The sequence below is a fragment of the Paenibacillus sp. WG02 genome, from assembly GCF_055396115.1.
Genome location: NZ_AP036016.1, coordinates 5,285,472 through 5,304,205 on the forward strand (window position 1 = coordinate 5,285,472; position 18,734 = coordinate 5,304,205).

General features: G+C 42.4%; 21 protein-coding genes. 5 read left to right on the top strand and 16 right to left on the bottom strand.

Going from position 1 to position 18,734, the window contains the following annotated elements:
• Window positions 1–2 precede the first annotated feature (2 nt).
• Window positions 3–722: a 2-phosphosulfolactate phosphatase gene (locus ACBP55_RS24255; protein WP_464645477.1), complete on the top strand. Its 720-nt coding sequence runs from the start codon at window positions 3–5 to the stop codon at window positions 720–722.
• A gap of 76 nt (window positions 723–798) precedes the next feature.
• Entirely contained in the window at window positions 799–1,263 is a 465-nt protein-coding gene (locus ACBP55_RS24260; RefSeq protein WP_029197164.1) for a DUF441 domain-containing protein, read from the top strand.
• Between the two features lie 8 nt (window positions 1,264–1,271).
• Here ACBP55_RS24260 and ACBP55_RS24265 read toward each other — a convergent pair whose 3' ends face one another.
• The 5 genes from ACBP55_RS24265 to ACBP55_RS24285 form a co-directional block, all read right to left on the bottom strand.
• Entirely contained in the window at window positions 1,272–2,528 is a 1,257-nt protein-coding gene (locus tag ACBP55_RS24265; protein ID WP_464645478.1) for an aspartate kinase, read from the bottom strand.
• A 136-nt stretch (window positions 2,529–2,664) separates the two neighbouring features.
• Window positions 2,665–3,228, bottom strand: a complete 564-nt coding sequence (gene efp, locus ACBP55_RS24270) for an elongation factor P (protein WP_464645479.1) — start codon at window positions 3,226–3,228, stop codon at window positions 2,665–2,667.
• 15 nt (window positions 3,229–3,243) lie between these two features.
• Window positions 3,244–4,317, bottom strand: coding sequence for a M24 family metallopeptidase (locus ACBP55_RS24275; protein WP_464645480.1), 1,074 nt, complete (start codon window positions 4,315–4,317; stop codon window positions 3,244–3,246).
• 18 nt (window positions 4,318–4,335) lie between these two features.
• Window positions 4,336–4,767, bottom strand: coding sequence for a type II 3-dehydroquinate dehydratase (gene aroQ / locus ACBP55_RS24280; protein ID WP_029197168.1), 432 nt, complete (start codon window positions 4,765–4,767; stop codon window positions 4,336–4,338).
• Window positions 4,768–4,846: 79 nt separating this feature from the next.
• Window positions 4,847–5,338, bottom strand: a complete 492-nt coding sequence (locus ACBP55_RS24285) for a YqhR family membrane protein (RefSeq protein WP_464645481.1) — start codon at window positions 5,336–5,338, stop codon at window positions 4,847–4,849.
• 201 nt (window positions 5,339–5,539) lie between these two features.
• On the opposite strand from ACBP55_RS24285, the gene ACBP55_RS24290 reads away from it, so the two are divergent.
• Window positions 5,540–6,433: a DUF1385 domain-containing protein gene (locus ACBP55_RS24290; protein WP_464653399.1), complete on the top strand. Its 894-nt coding sequence runs from the start codon at window positions 5,540–5,542 to the stop codon at window positions 6,431–6,433.
• Window positions 6,430–6,687, top strand: a complete 258-nt coding sequence (locus ACBP55_RS24295; protein ID WP_464645482.1) for a hypothetical protein — start codon at window positions 6,430–6,432, stop codon at window positions 6,685–6,687. Before ACBP55_RS24290 ends, ACBP55_RS24295 begins: the two co-directional genes overlap by 4 nt.
• Before the next feature lie 15 nt (window positions 6,688–6,702).
• Here the strand turns inward: ACBP55_RS24295 and ACBP55_RS24300 are convergent, their stop codons facing one another.
• From ACBP55_RS24300 to ACBP55_RS24345, 10 genes are all read right to left on the bottom strand, one after another.
• A complete protein-coding gene (locus tag ACBP55_RS24300) occupies window positions 6,703–7,662 on the bottom strand; it encodes a patatin-like phospholipase family protein (protein ID WP_464645483.1) in 960 nt (319 codons plus the stop codon).
• A 113-nt stretch (window positions 7,663–7,775) separates the two neighbouring features.
• The gene (gene mntR, locus ACBP55_RS24305) at window positions 7,776–8,201 is read right to left on the bottom strand and encodes a transcriptional regulator MntR (protein ID WP_029197173.1); all 426 of its coding nucleotides are present in this window, start codon (window positions 8,199–8,201) and stop codon (window positions 7,776–7,778) included.
• Between the two features lie 170 nt (window positions 8,202–8,371).
• Window positions 8,372–9,085 carry a cytochrome c biogenesis CcdA family protein gene (locus ACBP55_RS24310; RefSeq protein ID WP_464645484.1) on the bottom strand — a complete coding sequence of 238 codons (714 nt, stop codon included), beginning with the start codon at window positions 9,083–9,085 and terminating at the stop codon, window positions 8,372–8,374.
• A 1-nt stretch (window position 9,086) separates the two neighbouring features.
• Window positions 9,087–9,887, bottom strand: a complete 801-nt coding sequence (locus ACBP55_RS24315; RefSeq protein WP_029197176.1) for a metal ABC transporter permease — start codon at window positions 9,885–9,887, stop codon at window positions 9,087–9,089.
• Window positions 9,888–9,940: 53 nt separating this feature from the next.
• On the bottom strand, window positions 9,941–10,720 hold the full coding sequence (locus ACBP55_RS24320; RefSeq protein WP_464645485.1) for a metal ABC transporter ATP-binding protein: 780 nt from the start codon (window positions 10,718–10,720) through the stop codon (window positions 9,941–9,943).
• 41 nt (window positions 10,721–10,761) lie between these two features.
• Entirely contained in the window at window positions 10,762–11,700 is a 939-nt protein-coding gene (locus tag ACBP55_RS24325) for a metal ABC transporter substrate-binding protein (RefSeq protein ID WP_464645486.1), read from the bottom strand.
• A gap of 144 nt (window positions 11,701–11,844) precedes the next feature.
• Window positions 11,845–12,273 carry a hypothetical protein gene (locus ACBP55_RS24330; RefSeq protein WP_464645487.1) on the bottom strand — a complete coding sequence of 143 codons (429 nt, stop codon included), beginning with the start codon at window positions 12,271–12,273 and terminating at the stop codon, window positions 11,845–11,847.
• Window positions 12,274–12,394: 121 nt separating this feature from the next.
• Window positions 12,395–14,392, bottom strand: coding sequence for a methionine--tRNA ligase (gene metG, locus ACBP55_RS24335; protein WP_464653400.1), 1,998 nt, complete (start codon window positions 14,390–14,392; stop codon window positions 12,395–12,397).
• 370 nt (window positions 14,393–14,762) lie between these two features.
• Complete coding sequence (gene yidD, locus ACBP55_RS24340; protein WP_082562511.1) at window positions 14,763–15,011, bottom strand: membrane protein insertion efficiency factor YidD; 249 nt, start codon at window positions 15,009–15,011, stop codon at window positions 14,763–14,765.
• A gap of 89 nt (window positions 15,012–15,100) precedes the next feature.
• Window positions 15,101–15,790, bottom strand: a complete 690-nt coding sequence (locus ACBP55_RS24345; protein ID WP_464645488.1) for a transposase — start codon at window positions 15,788–15,790, stop codon at window positions 15,101–15,103.
• Window positions 15,791–16,527: 737 nt separating this feature from the next.
• Here ACBP55_RS24345 and ACBP55_RS24350 point away from each other — a divergent pair.
• Window positions 16,528–17,172, top strand: coding sequence for a DsbA family oxidoreductase (locus ACBP55_RS24350; RefSeq protein WP_464645489.1), 645 nt, complete (start codon window positions 16,528–16,530; stop codon window positions 17,170–17,172).
• 67 nt (window positions 17,173–17,239) lie between these two features.
• Here the strand turns inward: ACBP55_RS24350 and ACBP55_RS24355 are convergent, their stop codons facing one another.
• Entirely contained in the window at window positions 17,240–18,631 is a 1,392-nt protein-coding gene (locus ACBP55_RS24355) for an MFS transporter (protein WP_464645490.1), read from the bottom strand.
• Window positions 18,632–18,734: the final 103 nt, after the last annotated feature.

Consider the following 18,734-nt stretch of genomic DNA (forward strand, 5'->3'; position numbering starts at 1 on the left):
AAATGCATATCGAGGTAGTCGCCAACATCGGCGAAGCTAGAAGTGACGAATTCCTTCATAAAACCGTCATAGTCGTTGATGTTTTACGTGCAACTAGCACGATCATCACCGCACTGATGAACGGTTGCAAAGCCATTGTACCTGTGGAAACAGTTCTGAAAGCCAAAGAGTTATTCCGAGAGGGTGATTTGCTTGGAGGCGAGCGTTTTTGCAAAAAGATTCCTGGTTTCGATTTCGGTAATTCGCCACTGGAATACTCAAAAGCTGCCGTCCAAGACAAACGAATCATTCTCACAACTACGAATGGAACAAGAGGCATTCAGAAAGCGATGAGAGCCGATCACGTGCTAGCGGGAGCCCTATTAAATAGCGGAGCCTGTGCGAGGGCTGCAGTTGATTTCAAACGGGACACCGTTATTTTGTGTGCAGGCACCCAAGATGTTTTCTCTTTGGAAGATGGGCTTTGCGCAGGTCTTATTCTCGAAGAATTGTCAATTCTGCTCGGTGATAAACATATAGCAGTCAATGATTTCGGCATGGCCATGCGAGGGTGTTATCTGCAATCGAGGGATAAGTTGTATGAAACTATATTAAGCTGCAGTAATGGAAAGAAAATGTATAAGTCTGGTTTCCAGGCCGATTTGGTTTTTTGTGCAAAACCGAATTCCACAGATCATGTTCCCATACTGGAACATGATAAAATGGTACTGCTTCACAACTGACAGACTCGCCTGCGTTCTAAATACAAGCCCTTCTCATAAACTAAGATTGAAGTTATGAGGACAAGGGGTTTTGATTATGAATGGCGATTTGCTCTTAGTTATTCTCATTATTATTGGACTTATTGGCCGATCACCAATAATTACGACCGCGGCTTGCATCTTACTTGCAATCAAACTTATTGGTTTAGATCGTTATTTCCCCACAATGGAGCGCAGAGGATTGGAACTCGGGCTGCTGTTTTTGACAATCGGGGTCCTTGTACCCTTTGCCAGCGAACGCATCTCCATGAAGGATATCCTTTCGGTATTCACTACTTGGCCAGGTATCGTCGCACTACTTGGCGGAGCTATTGCTACTTATATGAATGGAAAAGGGTTGGAACTGCTAAAAATAGACCCACAATTAATTGTGGGTCTTGTGATTGGTTCTATTTTCGGCATTATATTTATGCGCGGCATTCCGGTTGGCCCTTTAATGGCAGCCGGAATAACGGCTTTTTTATTAAAGCTAGCTTATTTTATTTCGGATAAAATCGGCTAAAATTTCGGTTATCTGCGATCTTCTGGTCCACCAACAAACGCTTGCTCCATAGTGTCCAAGCCGTACGCCGTGTGCAGAGCACGGATAACTTCGGTTAAGTTCGTGTTGTCAACAACACACGACATTTTAATCTCGGAAGTGCTAACTAAGGAAATAGAAATACCCATATCAGAAATCACTTTGAACATCGTCGCAGCAACTCCTGGTGTACTTACCATGCCAGCGCCAACAATCGACACTTTCACGAGGTTCACTTCAGAAGTCACTTCACGATATCCAATTTCACGGCGAATTTCTTCGATGACAGTCAATGCTTTTTCACGATCGGCAAGGGTTGTTGTGAAAGAGAAATCAGCCGAACCGTTGATCACACCGCTTTGGACGATGATGTCGACATCAATTTGCTCATTGGCAAGTGCAATAAATACTTTCGCCAGTTGTCCTGGTTTCTCAGGAACACCCAGAATACTAATTCTTGCCACATTCTTATCATAAGCGATGCCTCGAACGACGATTCCTTGCTCCATCACTGCTTCCTCCTTCACGTTTGTACCTTCATTGTAAGTAAAGCTGGAACGCACCACTAAGGTAACGTTATAATTTTTGGCATATTCTACAGCTCTTGGATGCAGAACAGCAGCCCCTAAATTAGCAAGCTCCAACATCTCATCGTAGGAAATCTCATTTAGCTTTCTCGCTACCTTCACGATGCGCGGATCCGTCGAATAAATCCCATCTACATCGGTATATATTTCACATAGGTCTGCTTTAATAGCAGCAGCAAGCGCTACAGCTGTTGTATCCGACCCGCCGCGGCCTAATGTGGTAATCTCACCTGCTTCGGTCATCCCTTGGAAGCCGGCTACGATGACAACATTGCCTTGTTCTAGTGCGTTCTGAACACGATGCGGCTGAATATCCGTAATTCTTGCCTTACCATGAACCGGTTCCGTAAAGATACCACTTTGCCAACCGGTATAAGAAACAGCCTGCTCACCTAAATTATGTATCGCCATCGATAAGAGAGCTACCGATACCTGCTCTCCTGTCGTTAACAGCATATCCATTTCACGAGCCGGAGGGGCTCCATCGTAAATTTGCTTAGACAGGTCGATCAAATCATCCGTTGTATCTCCCATCGCCGAAACGACAACAACACAGCTATGTCCTGCTTGTTTTCGCTCTACGATTCTTTTTGCAACACGCTTCATTCGCTCTGCATCACCAACAGAACTTCCGCCAAATTTCATCACTATAAGAGACAAAGCTGACCCACTCCCAACGCATCAAGTAGCATAACAATTCAATATTATAGCATAAAAACACCTTATTGTGGTAAGAAATCCTTGATAAGAGAATAAAAGCCTTTCGGACTCCTGCGAGTCAGAAAGGCTTTGCTTATTAGTTGCTCGCGCGTGAAAGGTATTTTCCATCATCTGTATCAACGGAAAGAATATCGCCTTCGTTGATGAAAAGTGGCACCATCACATTTAGACCTGTTTCCACTTTCGCATTTTTCAAAGCACCTTGAGCTGTGTTTCCTTTAACGCTTGCATCGGTTTCGATAACTTTCAAGTCAACGCTCTTCGGAAGGTTAATCCCAAGAATTTCACCTTGATAGCTCATGATTTTGATGTTCATGTTTTCTTTCAGAAAGTTCAATTCCCATTTCAATTGTTCCTGGGAAAGGGAAATCTGATCAAACGTCTCTGTATCCATGAATGTGTACTCGTCGCCAGCTGCGTACAAGTATTGCATTTCACGGTTTTCGATGTGCGCTCGTCCAACGTTCTCGCCAGCACGGAATGTACGTTCAACGGTATTACCGTTACGCAGGTTTTTTAGTTTGGAACGTACGAATGCCGCACCTTTACCTGGTTTAACGTGTTGGAAATCTAGAACGGTAAAAATATCGTGCTCAACTACAATCGTAAGACCTGTTTTGAAATCATTAACTGATATCACTTGTGAATCCCTCCGCTAGTCAATAATAAGAAAATCTTTGGTAGAATGTGTAAGTATTTTAATGCCGGTGTCAGTAATTACTGCGTCATCCTCAATTCGAACTCCGCCAAAGTTGGGGAGATAAATACCAGGTTCAACCGTAACCACCATACCAGGTGTTAAAATCATATCCTCGGTTTTCGACAAGCGTGGATTTTCATGTACCTCCATGCCTAAACCATGTCCGGTACCGTGACCGAAGTAATCGCCATAGCCATGCTTCACAATCACGTCTCGTGCGTAAGCATCGCCTTCTCTGCCAGTAATACCCGGTTTGAGGTTAGCTAAACAATTTAATTGGGCCTCTAGAACAATGTCATAAATTTCTTTATGTTTGTCTGTCGGCTTACCTAGCATAACCGTTCTAGTAATGTCAGAGCAATACCCTTTATAATACGCTCCAAAATCCAATTTGACAAATTCGTTTAATTGTAGCACGCGATCGCTCGCTTTACCATGAGGCAGCGCAGAGCGTTCACCAGAAGCAACGATGGTTTCAAACGACGTTGAAGTCCCGCCATTTTTGCGGATAAACATTTCAATCTCAAGCGCAATGTCCTTCTCTTGCACGCCTGGCTTGATATAAGACAGGATGTGTGTGAATGTTTGATCAGCCAAATCAGCAGCTTCCTGCATAATCTGCAATTCAGCCTCATCTTTAACCATTCGAATCAACTCAACAACGCGTGAAGTAGGCACCAATTCGATACCCGCTAATCCTTCTTGGTAGCTTAGGAAATCGCCGTAGGAGACATCCACTTGCTCGAAGCCAAGCTTCGTGATCCCTTGCTGCTGCAAGAGTTCCTTCACTGTTTCGATTGCTTTTGCTTTATGCTCAACAACTTCAAATAGCTTTGCTTGCTGAGGAGCCTGCGTCATATAACGAAAATCAGTTAACAGTAAGGCACGGTCTAACGTTATAAGAACATAACCAGAAGAACCAGTGAAACCAGATACATATGTACGGTTGTATGCGTTCGTGATGAGTATAGCCGGTAAATCTTGCTGTTGCATAATCTTGCGAAGACGTTCAATACGTTTCTCCTGCACTCAGATCACCATTCTTTCTTACAGATGGGGTAATAATGCTCTTAAACCAAGTTCATAGCTTTGTGCACCGAATCCACAGATTTGACCGATAACGACAGGTGCTGTAACCGAATGATGACGAAACTCTTCGCGCTTATGAATATTCGAAATGTGAACCTCTACAGTTGGCAATTGAACCGAGGAAAGTGCATCGCGAATAGCATAACTATAATGCGTAAATGCACCTGGGTTGATCACAATACCATCTTTTGTGCCAAACGCTTCATGAATTTTATCAATAATATCGCCTTCATGATTCGATTGAAAGCTCTCAAGCTCGATCGATAGCGTCTCGGCTAATTCATTCAAACCTTGAATAATCGTTGAAAGCGAAAGTGTTCCGTATACGCCAGGTTCACGTACGCCGAGCATATTTAAGTTCGGACCATTAATGACTAGAACCTTTTTCAACAGGAAATCACTCCCAAGCATTTTCATTGAAAAATGGGCGCTACAAGCCTATTTAACCTTTGATATTTTACCATAACTTTCATGTCTTGTGTATAGGTCGTCTTGTTCTTGCATCTGTGTATTCAATCGAAATGGAATAACCAATAAACATCCCCCAGAGAAGGAACAAACAAAAATCACTAAGAACTGTATCTATGTCCAGATCCTGAATCCAATAGGTCATCCCCGATAAAGGTCCTAAAAGTAGATAGATCACTGCCCACCATAAAGCTCCATACCCGAACCCCCACCATGGCCCTTGCAGTTTCCACATTGTGACCATATAGATGAATGCGGCAATGATTGAAAATACGGTGAAGAACCCCCAACCAATTAGCGTTCCTTGCCATGTATACAAAAAATCATGTTTGAAAAAAGGTTCCACAAGAAAACCGATTGTAATCTTAGTGAACTTTAAATAGTACTCAACAATTTTAATTGCACCCCATATGAATCCAGCGAAAAAACCGATGTAAAGGACAAACATCCAACGATTTGTCAGAAGTTCCCCTTCCTTTTTATCACTTACCATCCATTGTCTTCCTTTCTCTGCAGATGTTACTTGTCTTTCCTTAGGTAAGGATAGTATGTTCTACCGCTATCGGTAGCATTCAATCTACGAATCCGTTACAATAAGAAAGTACAAATAATTGAATTTGAGAAAGATAAGAAGGTGGATCTTGTGGCAGAACAAAACAGTATATACGGAGGACAAGCCGTCATTGAAGGCGTCATGTTCGCAGGAAAAAATGTGCATGTAACCGCTGTGCGCAAAAAAGACGGTTCCCTTGATTATTTAGAAGTACCGAAGAAAGTGATCCCTTGGGTCCAAACACTCAAGAAAATTCCGTTCATTCGCGGTATTGTGGGAATCATAGAATCAAGCGCTAAAGGCGCTCAGCATTTGAATTTCTCGGCTGAATCCTTTGCTGAACAAGAAGGTGAGGATGCAGACAGCGCCAAGAAAGAAGAAAGTCCCGGCTTCTTTTCTAATATTTCGATGATTCTTGGGGTAGCTGTTGTGGGTGTGATTTCGTTTCTATTTGGGAAATTCGTATTCACATTAGTTCCCGCTGTCATTGAACAGTTTTTGTTTCAAAATGTATTTAGCAATCAATTTCTTCATAACCTTATAGAAGGTGTTATTAAGATTATTTTACTTGTCGGATATATTTATTTCATATCTTTGACACCTATGATCCGCAGATTGTTTCAATATCACGGCGCAGAGCACAAGGTCATTAGTGCTTATGAGGCTGGCGTAGAGCTTACAGTCAGTAACGTACAGAAATTCAACACGCTCCACTATCGTTGTGGCAGCAGTTTCATCGTTTTCACTGTACTGATCGGAGTCGTCATTTACTCCTTCCTTCACTATGACGGATATGTTGAACGCATCGTGCAGCGTCTAATATTGCTGCCTGTTGTCATCGGTGTTTCTTACGAGGTATTGCGATTTACGAATTCACTCCGTGAAGTTCCAGTCCTTCGTTACTTAGGCTATCCAGGACTATGGCTTCAATTGCTTACGACTAAGGAACCTGAAGACAGTCAAGTTGAGGTTTCGATTGCTTCTTTCAACCGCATGCGTGAAGCAGAACAACGAATTTTGGAGGGACGGGCATGAGAAGAAAATTTTCCCCGATCGAGGTCGCCATTGCGATTTTGATTGCGATTGGTTTGCTGGTAAGTTTGCGAACTTTATTCATTCCTATTCTCGTGTTAGGGATTATTTTTCTTCTATACAAATTCCCGCCTTCTCGTTGGAGAAAGATTTCGACGGGTCGGGGGCCTGCCAAAGGGAAAAGGAAAAACGCCAAGTTCCGTGTTATCAACGGAAGTAAAGATTCTGATTCGGATGATTTACCCAAATATCATTAAAATCACCAGGCGTTATTAGCGTCGCAATACTAACTTCTCATAATTCTGTTCATATGTCTCAGCGGACCAATTGTTGAAGTAATCATTGGAAGCTTGAAAGCCTGAATCGTATAAAGACATACTAAGTTCCTTCGATAAGTTAAACTGTGTATTTCCAACACCTAAAGTAGGGATTTTGACTGTACGGAATCGGTTCTTTTGCTCAATGTAGCGCTCATCATGAGCACTTAGCATTGTTCCAAATAAGGCTTCCAGCATGGTTATCGGTCCCTTAATTTTATGTGTGGATATATCGCTTTTACCGACTAATTGGAAACCAATAACAGGGATGATATCCTCTCGATCCGTTTCCTGGTCGAACACCCAAAGTGGATAGTTGCTTAACAAGCCGCCATCTACAATATAATAAAATTGCTCTGCGAAAGGCGCTGCCTTTGCAGAGCTTTTTAATTTGCGCCGAATCATGACAGGATCGAAGAAATAAGGAATGCTAGTGCTCATGCGAACGGCTTTGGCAATAGAGAATTTGCGAGGATCGATCCCATACTGCGCGATATCATCAGGTAATATCAAAAGCTTACCTTGTGTAATATCTGATGCTATAACACGCAGCTGATTGTGTCTCAAGTCACCAAATGTACGGATTCCTTTGGCTGCCAATTGTTGACTGACCCAATCCTCAAGCGCCTCTCCGGAGTACAAGCCTTTCTTAAGAACCAGCCGCGCGGCTGGACCAATAATTTTTGTATTAAAAATGGGAGAACGCTGCATAAACGATCTGAAAGGTGATCTCAGGATCATTTCTTTCATGTCTTCTCCCGTATAACCTGCGGCCAAAAGAGCGGCTACGATTGCCCCTGAGCTTGTACCTGCGACTTCATTGAAGACATGCCCCTGCTTCATCGCCGCGCTCACACCGCCAGCCAGTGCAATCCCCTTTACGCCTCCGCCTTCAAATACTCCATTGATCTTCAAATCGCACCCCTCCTACTATATCGACTACAGGGCTTCCATAGTTATGTATGCGGAGGCAGTTTGTTTATATACCCATAAAAAAAAGACAGAGCACCGCGAATAGCGGTCTCTGCCTAGCTTTCAGCTTCTAATTCTTTACGAACATTCATTAAATCATCCATCCGGTTTGGTTCTCTTCGAAAATATTCTAATAACGTTTCAATACAAGTAATGGAATCCCAGCTTAAATGATGCTCGATTCCTTCTACATCCTTATATATATTGTCCTCTTGGACACCAATAGTCGTTAAGAAATTTTCTAGAAGTTGATGACGCTCCACCAACCGCTTTCCCATTTTCTTCCCTTTAGGAGTTAACATGAGTCCGCGATATTTTTCATAGATCAAGTAATTATCTTTATCCAGCTTTTGAATCATTTTAGTTACAGAAGAGGGGTGAACCTCAAGCCCTTCAGCAATGTCGGAGACACGAGCGTAACCTTTCTCGTCAATAAGCTTGTATATTCTCTCCAAATAGTCTTCCATGCTTGGCGTTGCCATTGCTTTATTTCCCCCTGCTTTTCCTTTATTTCCTGCCTACTGCTTAACTATCATAATGCATCAACCCAGATGCGGTCAAATATCCCATGGTTTATTAAGTTATGTCGTTGGCAGACTACGGTATAGGGAAATACGTTTACAAAGATGAAAAGATCGAATATTTCACGCAACTAAAATTTCAACCAATCGGGGGTTACGGAGTTTAACCAAAGCGTGATTTGCGTCATTTTGCCTGTATAGAGCAGAACCGCAATGACGATCATCAAGCCCCCTCCTATTTTCATAATCAGGTTTGAATAGCGCAGTATCCATTTCGTAGATCCAATAAAAAAAGATAATACAAAAAATGGAATCGCAAAACCAAGCGAATAGGCCGTCGTTAATTGAAACCATGTTCCAGGTTCCGTTGTAGCGAGCGCAAGGATGGCGGATAGAATTGGTCCAACACATGGAGACCACCCAGCTGCAAACCCCATTCCAACGAGAACAGAACCAATATAACCGGCAGGACGAAATTTGATATTGAATTTACGTTCCTTCATTAACCATTGAGGCTGAAAAATGCCGAGTAGGAACAATCCCATGATGAAAATTAATAACGCTGCGATTTGACGAAGCAAATCACGATAATCGATGAAGAAATTGCCTAGGAAGCCCGCTGTTAAGCCTAACGCATAAAAAATGATTGAAAACCCAACGATAAAACTTAATGTATGAAGCATCGTTTGACGCCGAACTGCCGAAGAAGATTCCCCAGATTTCAATTCACTTACTGAAATTCCCGTTATGTAAGAAAGATAAGAAGGATATAAGGGCAAACAACAAGGTGATATGAAAGAAGCAATTCCCGCCCACAAGGCAATCCACAAATTTACAGAATCCATATTAAATCCTCAATCCTCTTTTCAAAATGATCCCGATCAGTATCGCTATGAGTGTAAGTACAACCGTTCCCCCCGGAGCAAGATCCCATACACCTGCAACGACAAGACCTATGACAACAGCAATTTCAGAAAATAGTATCGCTAAAAAGACCGAGTGTTTAAAACTCCTAGCGATTAATAAACTGCACGCTACCGGTATAGTTAATAACGAGGAAACGAGCAGAGCTCCGACAATTTTGATAGCGACTGAAATCACAAGAGCCGTTAGCATTGTAATCATCATATTATAATATTTAAGCGGAAGTCCACTTACACTCGCTGCATCTTCATCAAAGAACATCAGGAAGAACTCTTTGAAATGGGCCGCGATTACGCCAACCACGAGTACACAAACCGTAAAAACAACCCATAAATCCGTTGAATCCAATGTGTATATACTGCCGAATAAATAACTCATGACGTTCATATTAAAGCCTTTGCCAATCGTAAAAAGGAGAGTAGCTAGTGCAACGCCGCCTGACATAATAATGGCAATGGAAAGCTCAGCGTAAGTCTTATAGGCTTTGCGCAAGCGTTCAATAGCAAACGACGCAAGCAAAGCAAACACGAGGCCGACACCCAAAGGATACACGTTAATTAGAAATCCAAGAGCAACACCTGCAATTGAAACATGCGCAAGCGTATCCCCAATCATGGACAACCGTCGAAGGACAAGAAAAACGCCCATTAAAGGCGCTGTAAGCCCAATCAGTATGCCACCTAATAATGCACGTTGAAAAAAGTATTCCGTAAATATGTCCAAAACGCCCGCTCCTATTGTAGGGATCTTTGTTCGGAGAACAAAGCCTCTCCTCTTTATTGAACTCCGATCATCTCACGAATCTGGCCGATGGAGTGTGTCAAATTCGTCTCACGGCAATCCTCCGGATCATGAGTATGCTTTACATAAAACTTAATGCCGCCACTAACCTGTTGCGGCTCTGTACCTAGATATGACTGCATCATGTCCATATCATGGGACACCATGATGAAGGTCATATGATGATGCTGGTGCATATGGCGGATCATCCGAAAAAATCCGACCTGCGTTTCAGCATCAATGCCAACGGTCGGCTCATCAAGAATGAGCAGCTCAGGGTTGTTTACGATCGCGCGTGCGAGGAATGCGCGCTGCTGCTGTCCACCCGACAGCTGGCCGATGCGACGGTCAGCTAAATCCTCGATGCGCATGGCAAGCATCGCATCCTCAGCCTTTTGAATGTCGGCTTTGGTCAACCGACGATAGACCCGCTTCTTGCTATACATGCCAGATAAAACAATTTCCCTGACAGTAGCTGGAAATAAAGGGTTAAACGCATTTTTTTGAGGAACATAACCGATACGTTCCCAATCTTTGAATTGGCTCAACGGGCGATCAAACAGTCTGATCTCCCCTTCTGTTGGTTTCAACAGACCTACAAGCATCTTAAGCAGTGTGGTTTTCCCCGCACCATTGGAACCAATAACACCCACAAAATCTCGTTCAAGAACATCAAAATGAAGCTTTTCTATCACTTTTTTATTATCATAGGAGAATGAAAGGCTATCAATAGATACTATGCTCCGATGGCAAAAGTTTTTACTTTTATTCTCCATCTTTTTGCTCCTCACTCATTAAGAATGAAATTACTCTTACTTTATTGTAAGGCAATTACTAGGTTTTTCAAATTTTCGTCCATGATTGAGATATAATCTTTGCCTGCTTTCATCTGTTCGTCCGTTAATCCCTCAAGTGGGTTAAGTACCATCGTGTCCACTTTAGCATCTTTGGCTAACGTTTTGGCTAATTTATCGGATACCAATTCTTCAAAGAATATATATTTCAAGTCATGATCTTTCAAAAACTCATTCATTTTTTTCAAATCCTGAGCCGTCGGCTCAGCATCCGGCGATAATCCCATTATCGACATTTGAGTTAAACCATAATCCCTACATAAATACGCAAAAGCTTGATGGGAAACCGCAATTTCTTTCTTCGAGGTACGAGCAATTTCTTTTTTGTACCGTGCATCCAAATCTGTTAATTTCGCTGCATATTTCGCATAATTTTGCTCAAAAGCATCCTTATGAGCAGGATCCGCTTCAATCAATGCCATTTTAATATTATTAGCCATTTTCACAGCATTTAACGGGCTTAACCATGCATGTGGATCATATTCCTCTTTATTTTCTGTCGTTTTAATTAAATCTGCCCCTTTACTAGCCTCAACTACCTTTAAAGTGGAGTCTGCTGACAAACTACCGAGGAAGTCCTGCACCCAGCCTTCAAATCCTGCTCCTTGATACACAAATACCTGAGCTTGGGTCATATTTTTGATATCTTTGCTCTTTGGCGACCAATCATGCGGCTCTACGCCAGCTGGGACCAAATTGATCGTATTCACATACTCTCCGCCAATATTACGGGTAAATTCATAAAGAGGATAAAAACTGGTTACCACGTTGACTTTACCTTGGACCATCTTTTCTTTCGAACTTGACGTATTTCCACAACCAGCCATAACAACAGTTAAAATAGCCAACAATACTATGTAAAGAACTTTCTTATTTCTTACCATTATAATCAATCCACCCATTTCTAAATCGTAATAATTTTTATTAACGAATTGATTATACGAGTCCACTTAATTGAAGTCAATACATCGAAGCTTAAAAAAAAAAAGCCAGCTGTAGAATTCACAGCATGGCCCCATCTGTTGCAAGTAATTCGTTGGTGTAGGTTATTTCGATTGATCTCCACTATCATCTGTGTTTTTTGAACTATCTGAACTCCCATCTTTTGACCCGCTTGATTCTTCACTTGTCTTCCCTCCGGAGTCCTTTTTACTTGTATCCCCGCCTGACTTAGAATCAGATGGTTTCTCACTTTCCGCTTTTAATTTCTTATAACGTTCTTCTGATTGTTTAATAAGTTTTTGATCCTGTTCAATCTTATATTGGAGAATCTCATTATAGATCTGGTATTGCTTTTTCAACTCTTGATCAATGATACTTTCTTTCCCCGTCGTACTCTGTGCTTTAGGTTTCGATTGATCTTTTTTGGCATCCTCCTTCTTCTTAGCCGAGTCGCCACCGAAAATCGAACAAGCCGATATAAGAATAACCATTCCTGTCATACACATCAATTTCACTAGAAACCGAACATTCATATGCCTCACTCCGTGGTTAGTTTCCTTTATCATGCCCCACTCACTTTAAAATCACCCATACAAACAGAAACACCCCACCCCGGAGAAATAAGGGATGAGGTGTTTACTCGTTTGATTCCTATTATTTAACAATTGCTCCGTTTGGCATTGATTCAGGGACAGTAGCAAGTGTCAACTGGTCGCCATGTGAAGCAGCGAGAATCATACCTTGTGACAGCTCGCCGCGCAGCTTGACGGGCTTTAAATTCGTTACGCAAATCACTTTGCGTCCAGCAAGCTCATCTGGCGAGTAAAACTTCGCAATGCCTGATACAACCTGGCGCTGCTCGTATCCGAGGTCGAGCTGCAGCTTGAGAAGCTTATCGGCGCCTTTCACAGGCTCGGCCGATAACACCTGTGCTACGCGCAGCTCCACTTTGGCGAAATCGTCAATCGCGATTTCTTCCTTTGCCTCTGGCGCGGGCACTGCGTTGGCAACTGCCGCAGGCGCTGCCGTTGTCGATTCGTCGGCGTTAACTGCAGCGCCGCCTCCCATGGCCTCGACGATGTAGGCGACTTCTGCCCCCACGTCCAATCGAGGGAACATAGGCTCTCCCTTCTGTACCTTGGTGCCAGCAGGGAGATGCCCGAAGCTCTGCACGCTATCCCACGCCGTCAAACGTGGCAGGTCTTCTGCAGCTAAGCCTAGCTGCTGCCAGATCAATTGAGGCGTCTTGGTCAAAAACGGACGCAGCAGCACAGATGAAATGCGCTGGGATTCAGCCAGCACATACATCACGGAGCCAAGTGTCTCACGCTTGGCTTCATCCTTCACCATCGACCACGGCTGCGTCTCGTCGATATATTTATTCGTGCGGCTGATAAGCTGCCACACGGCAGAAAGCGCAATGGAAAACTCCATTTTCTCCATTGCTTCCTCGTACTTCGCTACCGTAGAACCAACAGTCTCAATGAGACTTTCGTCATATTCGGTAGCCCCCGCAACATATGCGGGAATCTTGCCTGCAAAGTACTTATCGATCATCACGATCGTACGGTTCAACAGATTCCCGAGATCATTGGCGAGATCATGATTGACTCGCTCAACAAAACTTTCCGGCGTAAATGTTCCATCCGCCCCAAAAGGCACTTCGCGCATGAGATAGTAACGCAGCGCATCTAACCCATAACGGTCGATCAACGTAACCGGATCGACAACATTCCCTTTGGACTTCGACATTTTGCCGTCCTTCATAAGCAGCCAGCCGTGTGCGAACACCTTTTTCGGCAAAGGTAAGTCAAGAGCCATCAGCATAATTGGCCAATAAATCGTGTGGAATCGTACAATCTCCTTACTCATTAAATGAACATCCGCAGGCCAATATTTCTTAAATTTACTTTCGTCTTCTGAGCCATAGCCAAGCGCAGTAATGTAGTTGGAAAGCGCATCGATCCAGACATAAATAACGTGTTTCGGATCCCCAGGAACTTTGATTCCCCAGTCAAACGTCGTTCTAGATACAGCCAAATCCTCAAGACCTGGTTTAATGAAGTTATTCAGCATTTCATTTTTACGAGATTCTGGGTGAATGAAATCTGGATTTTCCTCATAATACTGCACCAAGCTATCGGTATACTTGCTCATCCGGAAGAAATAAGTTTGCTCCTTCATTTTCTCCACAGGACGCCCACAATCTGGACATTTCCCATCTACCAGCTTGCTTTCCGGGAAAAAAGATTCATCGGGAATACAGTACCAGCCCTCATACTCGCCTAAATAAATATCCCCTTGATCCAGTAACCTTTGAAAAATTTTACCAACGGCATCTTTATGACGATCTTCGGTTGTTCGAATAAAATCATCATATGAGATATCCAGCTTCGACCAAAGCTCTTTGATTCCTGAAACAATATCATCAACAAATTGCTGAGGCGTTGTTCCTTTCTCTTGAGCCTTACGCTCAATCTTCTGACCATGTTCATCCGTACCTGTTAAATACCTGACATCAAAGCCGCGCAGTCGCTTGTAGCGCGCCATAGCATCACCAGCTACCGTGGAATATGCGTGACCAATATGCAGCTTATCACTCGGGTAATAAATTGGTGTTGTAATGTAAAATGTTTTCGATTGGGTTGACATCATTCGTTCCTCCTAGCAAATAGTAGAAAACACAAAAAGCCCTCATCCATCTTGGGACGAGAGCTGAACTCACGCGGTACCACCCAGGTTCCCCCGCCTTTCACAAGCTCGGGGCTCAGTAAGTCGATTACGACTTGCCCATTAACGCTGGGACACGAGGCCAGCTTACTCCCATTTTGCCATTTGCTTCACAAATGCAATCTGAGCAGCTCGAAAGCCTATTCTCCGGGACCATATTCCAAACCTACTCCTATACCGGCTTTCACCTAACCCGGCTCTCTGTTTATAGGCCTCCGTTTGTACTTATCCGTTCATCGAAACCATATTATTTACAACTTAAGGCAAATATATCGAAAATATGAGCCGCCTGTCAAGCAGACTGATCGTTATGAGATAAATTTTCCGCACGTGCCGGCACATGATCCACACCACCCGGATGAAATGGATGGCATTTACAAATCCGTTTCACCGACAACCACGATCCCTTCAACGCACCGTGAACTTCAATTGCTTCTAGAGCATATTGCGAACAAGTAGGATAGAATCGGCAAGTTGGCGGCTTCAACGGAGAAATAAACTTCCGATAGAAATGAATAGGTACTTGTAAAGTCTTCTTCAACTGAGCCACTCTCCTGCTCCATTGTTTTCAAACATGCTGCCCTTCCATCATGCCTGAAAATAAAGACTGAGTCAATTCATGCCATTGAGCTAAGCAGAAAGTTGAAAACACTTTAGAAAAGCAGGATAAAAATACACCGAAACAAACGACTTAATCCATTTATTAAACGTATACCCAGATCTATCCTTATTACGTAGATATATTTGGTGCTCCTTAGGTAAAATACTCCGTATCATCAATTTGGAATTGAGTCTATTTATTTTGGATTCTAGGTAAGAGCGTAAATTCCACTCGTTAGGGGAGTTTTGACTTAAATTGGTTTGAGGTTTTTCTTCACTTGAGACCTGATCATTAAATAATGGAGTTATAGATGTTGATTCTCTTAATTTTTGGAATACATTAAGTCTATTCTCTTTAACCAAATTTGCATAATGAATTTTCTGAAGCAACAATTGAGCACTTCTATAATTAATTTCAAGGATATGTGATAAAGAACTCGCAGTATACTCTTTGCCTTCTTGCAATATCAGTTGGATGGCATGGAACCAGTGGAGTAATGAGAGCTTGGATTTATGCATGATCGTCCCAGCAGTTATAGAGACCTGCATTCTGCATTCCTTACACTCTAATAATCTACGTGTACGGATTTTAAAAGCTTCATTGTGGTCACAGCGAGGACAGCAAAACCCATTAGACCAGCGCATCTTCATTAAGAAATTCTCACATTCCTCTTCTGATCGAAACGTATGAGATTGCACATCGGTAATTTGCAGTTCCATATCCTCAACCCCTTCAATTCCGAACATTTGTTCTTAATTCTATAATACCAAACAAACGTTCCCTTGTAAAGTATTTCTTTAAAAGAACTCTCTGTAAAAAGTTGAATTCTGCTATATCTACAAAAGATACCGGTTTGAGCTAGCAAGCTGTAACTAGTAAAAATCTGAGACATATACAAAAATGGCATTTAAATTCTTTAGTTCGAAATGTTATAGAGTGATACTTAATATTTGATTTTTTATCAGCAAATTAAAGATATTAGATCATATATCCAGCTATCTGATAGGGGTTTTACGGGTAATAGTTATTAGTTAATCCAGCATTCATTGTAGATACCACAGAATATAAGTTTTGTTGATGATTAGCCTGAGACTGACTTTTCTACATCATCTGGAGGCGCCCAATCTAAGTTGAGTGCAACAATCGATCCCGAGACAATTAAATGGCAAAGTGATTCTATCGATTGAAAATGATGACCACATGAGTGCAATTGGAGACTGTCTCCTTATTCCTTCTTACATTATGTTGCTTTTTTGTAAATCCCAAAAGATGCTATTGAAACAGCTGTATCAGACCGTCAAGGAAGCTTCTAAGCAGGTAGGTTTCCGAAATACAAGCTTGTTTGTCGCGAGTTTTCGCAAGCATCTCGAGCTAACATCCGAGAGTTTCATGCAATTGAATGAGTGTGCTATAATAAAAATATAGTTACTATTTTTTTATCAAAGGAGTCTAATCTATGATTATTGAAATATTTCAAGATATTGTTTGTCCATGGTGCCGTATCGGCAAAAAGAATTTAACGGATGCGTTAGCTAATTTTACATCGGAGCCTGTTGAAATTCACTATCGTGCTTACCAGCTTGACCCTTCAACACCTACTGAGGGATCACCTTTCCGGGCATCAATGCTCCAAAAGGTTCGGGCGGATGAAGCCAAGCTGAACGGTATGCTGCAGCAGGTTACTCAAGCTGGTCAAGCTTCGGGATTACATTTCGATTTTTCTAAGGTTGAGAAAATGCCGAATACATTAAAGGCGCATCAGTTGATTGCTATCGCACCGGAAGATCGTAAAAAAGATCTTGTTGACGATTTGTTTAAAGCTTACTTTGAAGATGGAAAAGATATTGGGAATGTGGATATTTTGCTTGACTTTGCTGAGAAACTCGGCTTGAATCGGGAACAAACCTCCACTCGTTTAAGTGCAAAGGAAGGGTTAGAGCAAGTCGAGGATGATCTTGATTTTGCTAGACAAGCTGGAGTATCAGGAGTACCCTTTTTCGTAATCAATCGTAAATATGCGCTTACTGGCGCTCAACCTTCGGCTACCTTCCTGCAAGCTCTGCAGCAAATCAGTGAGGAGCAATCGGAAGAAGAGGCTTAAAACAAGCAAAAAACCGACTCTCTCATTGTTGAGAAGTAGTCGGTTTTATTTTTTTAACATGGATGGATTAAGCTGTCTGCTGCTTTTTCCCAAATATTTGCTTGTAAAATAATGCACTAATAATCACAACTACAGCAAAAATAAGGAGAAGATTACTATACGGCACAGCTTTAATTGTATTTAAAATTGGATTCTTGTAAAACTCCATCATGCCGCCATCTAGCAGTTTGGCAACAAGTGCCGTTCCTACTGCGCCTGAGATAAACGAAATGAGGTTGAACAATCCCATCCCTACCCCCGTTTCATGCACTTCTAAGGTCAAGGAAACACGGTTAGCTAAAGCAGTCTGAATAAAGGAAAAACCAACGTAGGTGGGAAGCAGCGCTGCTGAAATGAGCCAAGGAGAATGACCTACCGTAAGCGCTATGGCCGCTAGACTTACAAACAGAAGCCCCATACCAATGTACACGACGAAGTTATTACCCTTCTTGTCTGCCAAATTACCGCCTATTGTTCCAAATACAACTGCGCAAATGGCACCAGGGAACAGAATAAGACCGATCATACTCGTGCTCAAGTCATTTACTGTCGCTAGCATCAAAGGAATGACAAACATAATTCCCATCACTGTACAAAAGATGAGAAAACCAACGATCAAACCGCCGCGAAGCAGCTTGTTACGGAACAAGGCAGGCTCGATAAATGGTTCTTTCGCTCGGCGAATATGAGCAACGAACCAAATGAATAAGACGATACTCGCGGCCAAATAGTACCAATGAGGGAATGATAAATATACCGTGATACCTGCTACGGAAAAGGCAACGAGGACCGCACCAAGGATGTCAACACTTCCTTCTTTCCGTTTCTCCTCAGGTAATATTTGTCTGAAGAAAGGAATTGAGATCAGTGTAAATAATGGAATGATAAATAGATAGGTCCAATGCAATGTTGATGAGACAAATCCGCCTACAACGGGGCCAACAGCTATAGCAAATGATACTGTAGATGTTAAAATTCCGAATATTTTCCCCCGATCCGAAGGAGAAAAGTACCGAGCGACCACGACCATAATTAATGCCGGAATAGCTGATGCGCCTGCACCTTGAACTGCGCGGGCAAAAATGACAGCCGGATACCAAGCTTGAAGAAGAAAGCCCAGTGCGGAACCAGCACTATAGATGACGATTCCTGCAACAATTAGCTTTTTCAAGCTGAAAATATCGGATAAGCGGCCATAAATAACCGAGCCTATCCCAAAAAAGATAATAAATGTGGTGAGTACCCAACTCACACCTGTCGGGGTAATCGCGTATTGCTTGGCGATCGCTGGCGTGGAAACGTTAAAAACGGTTTCGTTCAACACCGCGAAAAAAATCAGAAAAATAATCCATGGCACAGCCTTCTTGGCGTCTAATACCTTTTCTTGTGTCATGTCTGTTGCTGTTGCAACATGCTGCATGGTTTCCACCTCCATTTTCTATATCTCCAGCCATCTTATCATAAGAGTTTCTTATATTGACTGGAAAAAACAATTACAATCAACTAACTGTAATATTTTTCAT

Excerpts from the sequence above, each read along its gene's own strand:
- ACBP55_RS24285 (WP_464645481.1), bottom strand. The coding sequence starts at position 5,338 with ATGGTAAGTGATAAAAAGGAAGGGGAACTTCTGACAAATCGTTGGATG.
- ACBP55_RS24310 (WP_464645484.1), bottom strand. The coding sequence starts at position 9,085 with ATGGATTCTGTAAATTTGTGGATTGCCTTGTGGGCGGGAATTGCTTCT.
- ACBP55_RS24255 (WP_464645477.1), top strand. The coding sequence starts at position 3 with ATGCATATCGAGGTAGTCGCCAACATCGGCGAAGCTAGAAGTGACGAA.
- ACBP55_RS24260 (WP_029197164.1), top strand. The coding sequence starts at position 799 with ATGAATGGCGATTTGCTCTTAGTTATTCTCATTATTATTGGACTTATT.
- ACBP55_RS24325 (WP_464645486.1), bottom strand. The coding sequence starts at position 11,700 with ATGGGTGGATTGATTATAATGGTAAGAAATAAGAAAGTTCTTTACATA.
- mntR (WP_029197173.1), bottom strand. The coding sequence starts at position 8,201 with ATGGCAACGCCAAGCATGGAAGACTATTTGGAGAGAATATACAAGCTT.
- ACBP55_RS24350 (WP_464645489.1), top strand. The coding sequence starts at position 16,528 with ATGATTATTGAAATATTTCAAGATATTGTTTGTCCATGGTGCCGTATC.
- ACBP55_RS24295 (WP_464645482.1), top strand. The coding sequence starts at position 6,430 with ATGAGAAGAAAATTTTCCCCGATCGAGGTCGCCATTGCGATTTTGATT.
- metG (WP_464653400.1), bottom strand. The coding sequence starts at position 14,392 with ATGTCAACCCAATCGAAAACATTTTACATTACAACACCAATTTATTAC.
- ACBP55_RS24355 (WP_464645490.1), bottom strand. The coding sequence starts at position 18,631 with ATGCAGCATGTTGCAACAGCAACAGACATGACACAAGAAAAGGTATTA.
- ACBP55_RS24320 (WP_464645485.1), bottom strand. The coding sequence starts at position 10,720 with ATGGAGAATAAAAGTAAAAACTTTTGCCATCGGAGCATAGTATCTATT.
- ACBP55_RS24290 (WP_464653399.1), top strand. The coding sequence starts at position 5,540 with ATGTTCGCAGGAAAAAATGTGCATGTAACCGCTGTGCGCAAAAAAGAC.
- ACBP55_RS24345 (WP_464645488.1), bottom strand. The coding sequence starts at position 15,790 with ATGGAACTGCAAATTACCGATGTGCAATCTCATACGTTTCGATCAGAA.
- ACBP55_RS24330 (WP_464645487.1), bottom strand. The coding sequence starts at position 12,273 with ATGAATGTTCGGTTTCTAGTGAAATTGATGTGTATGACAGGAATGGTT.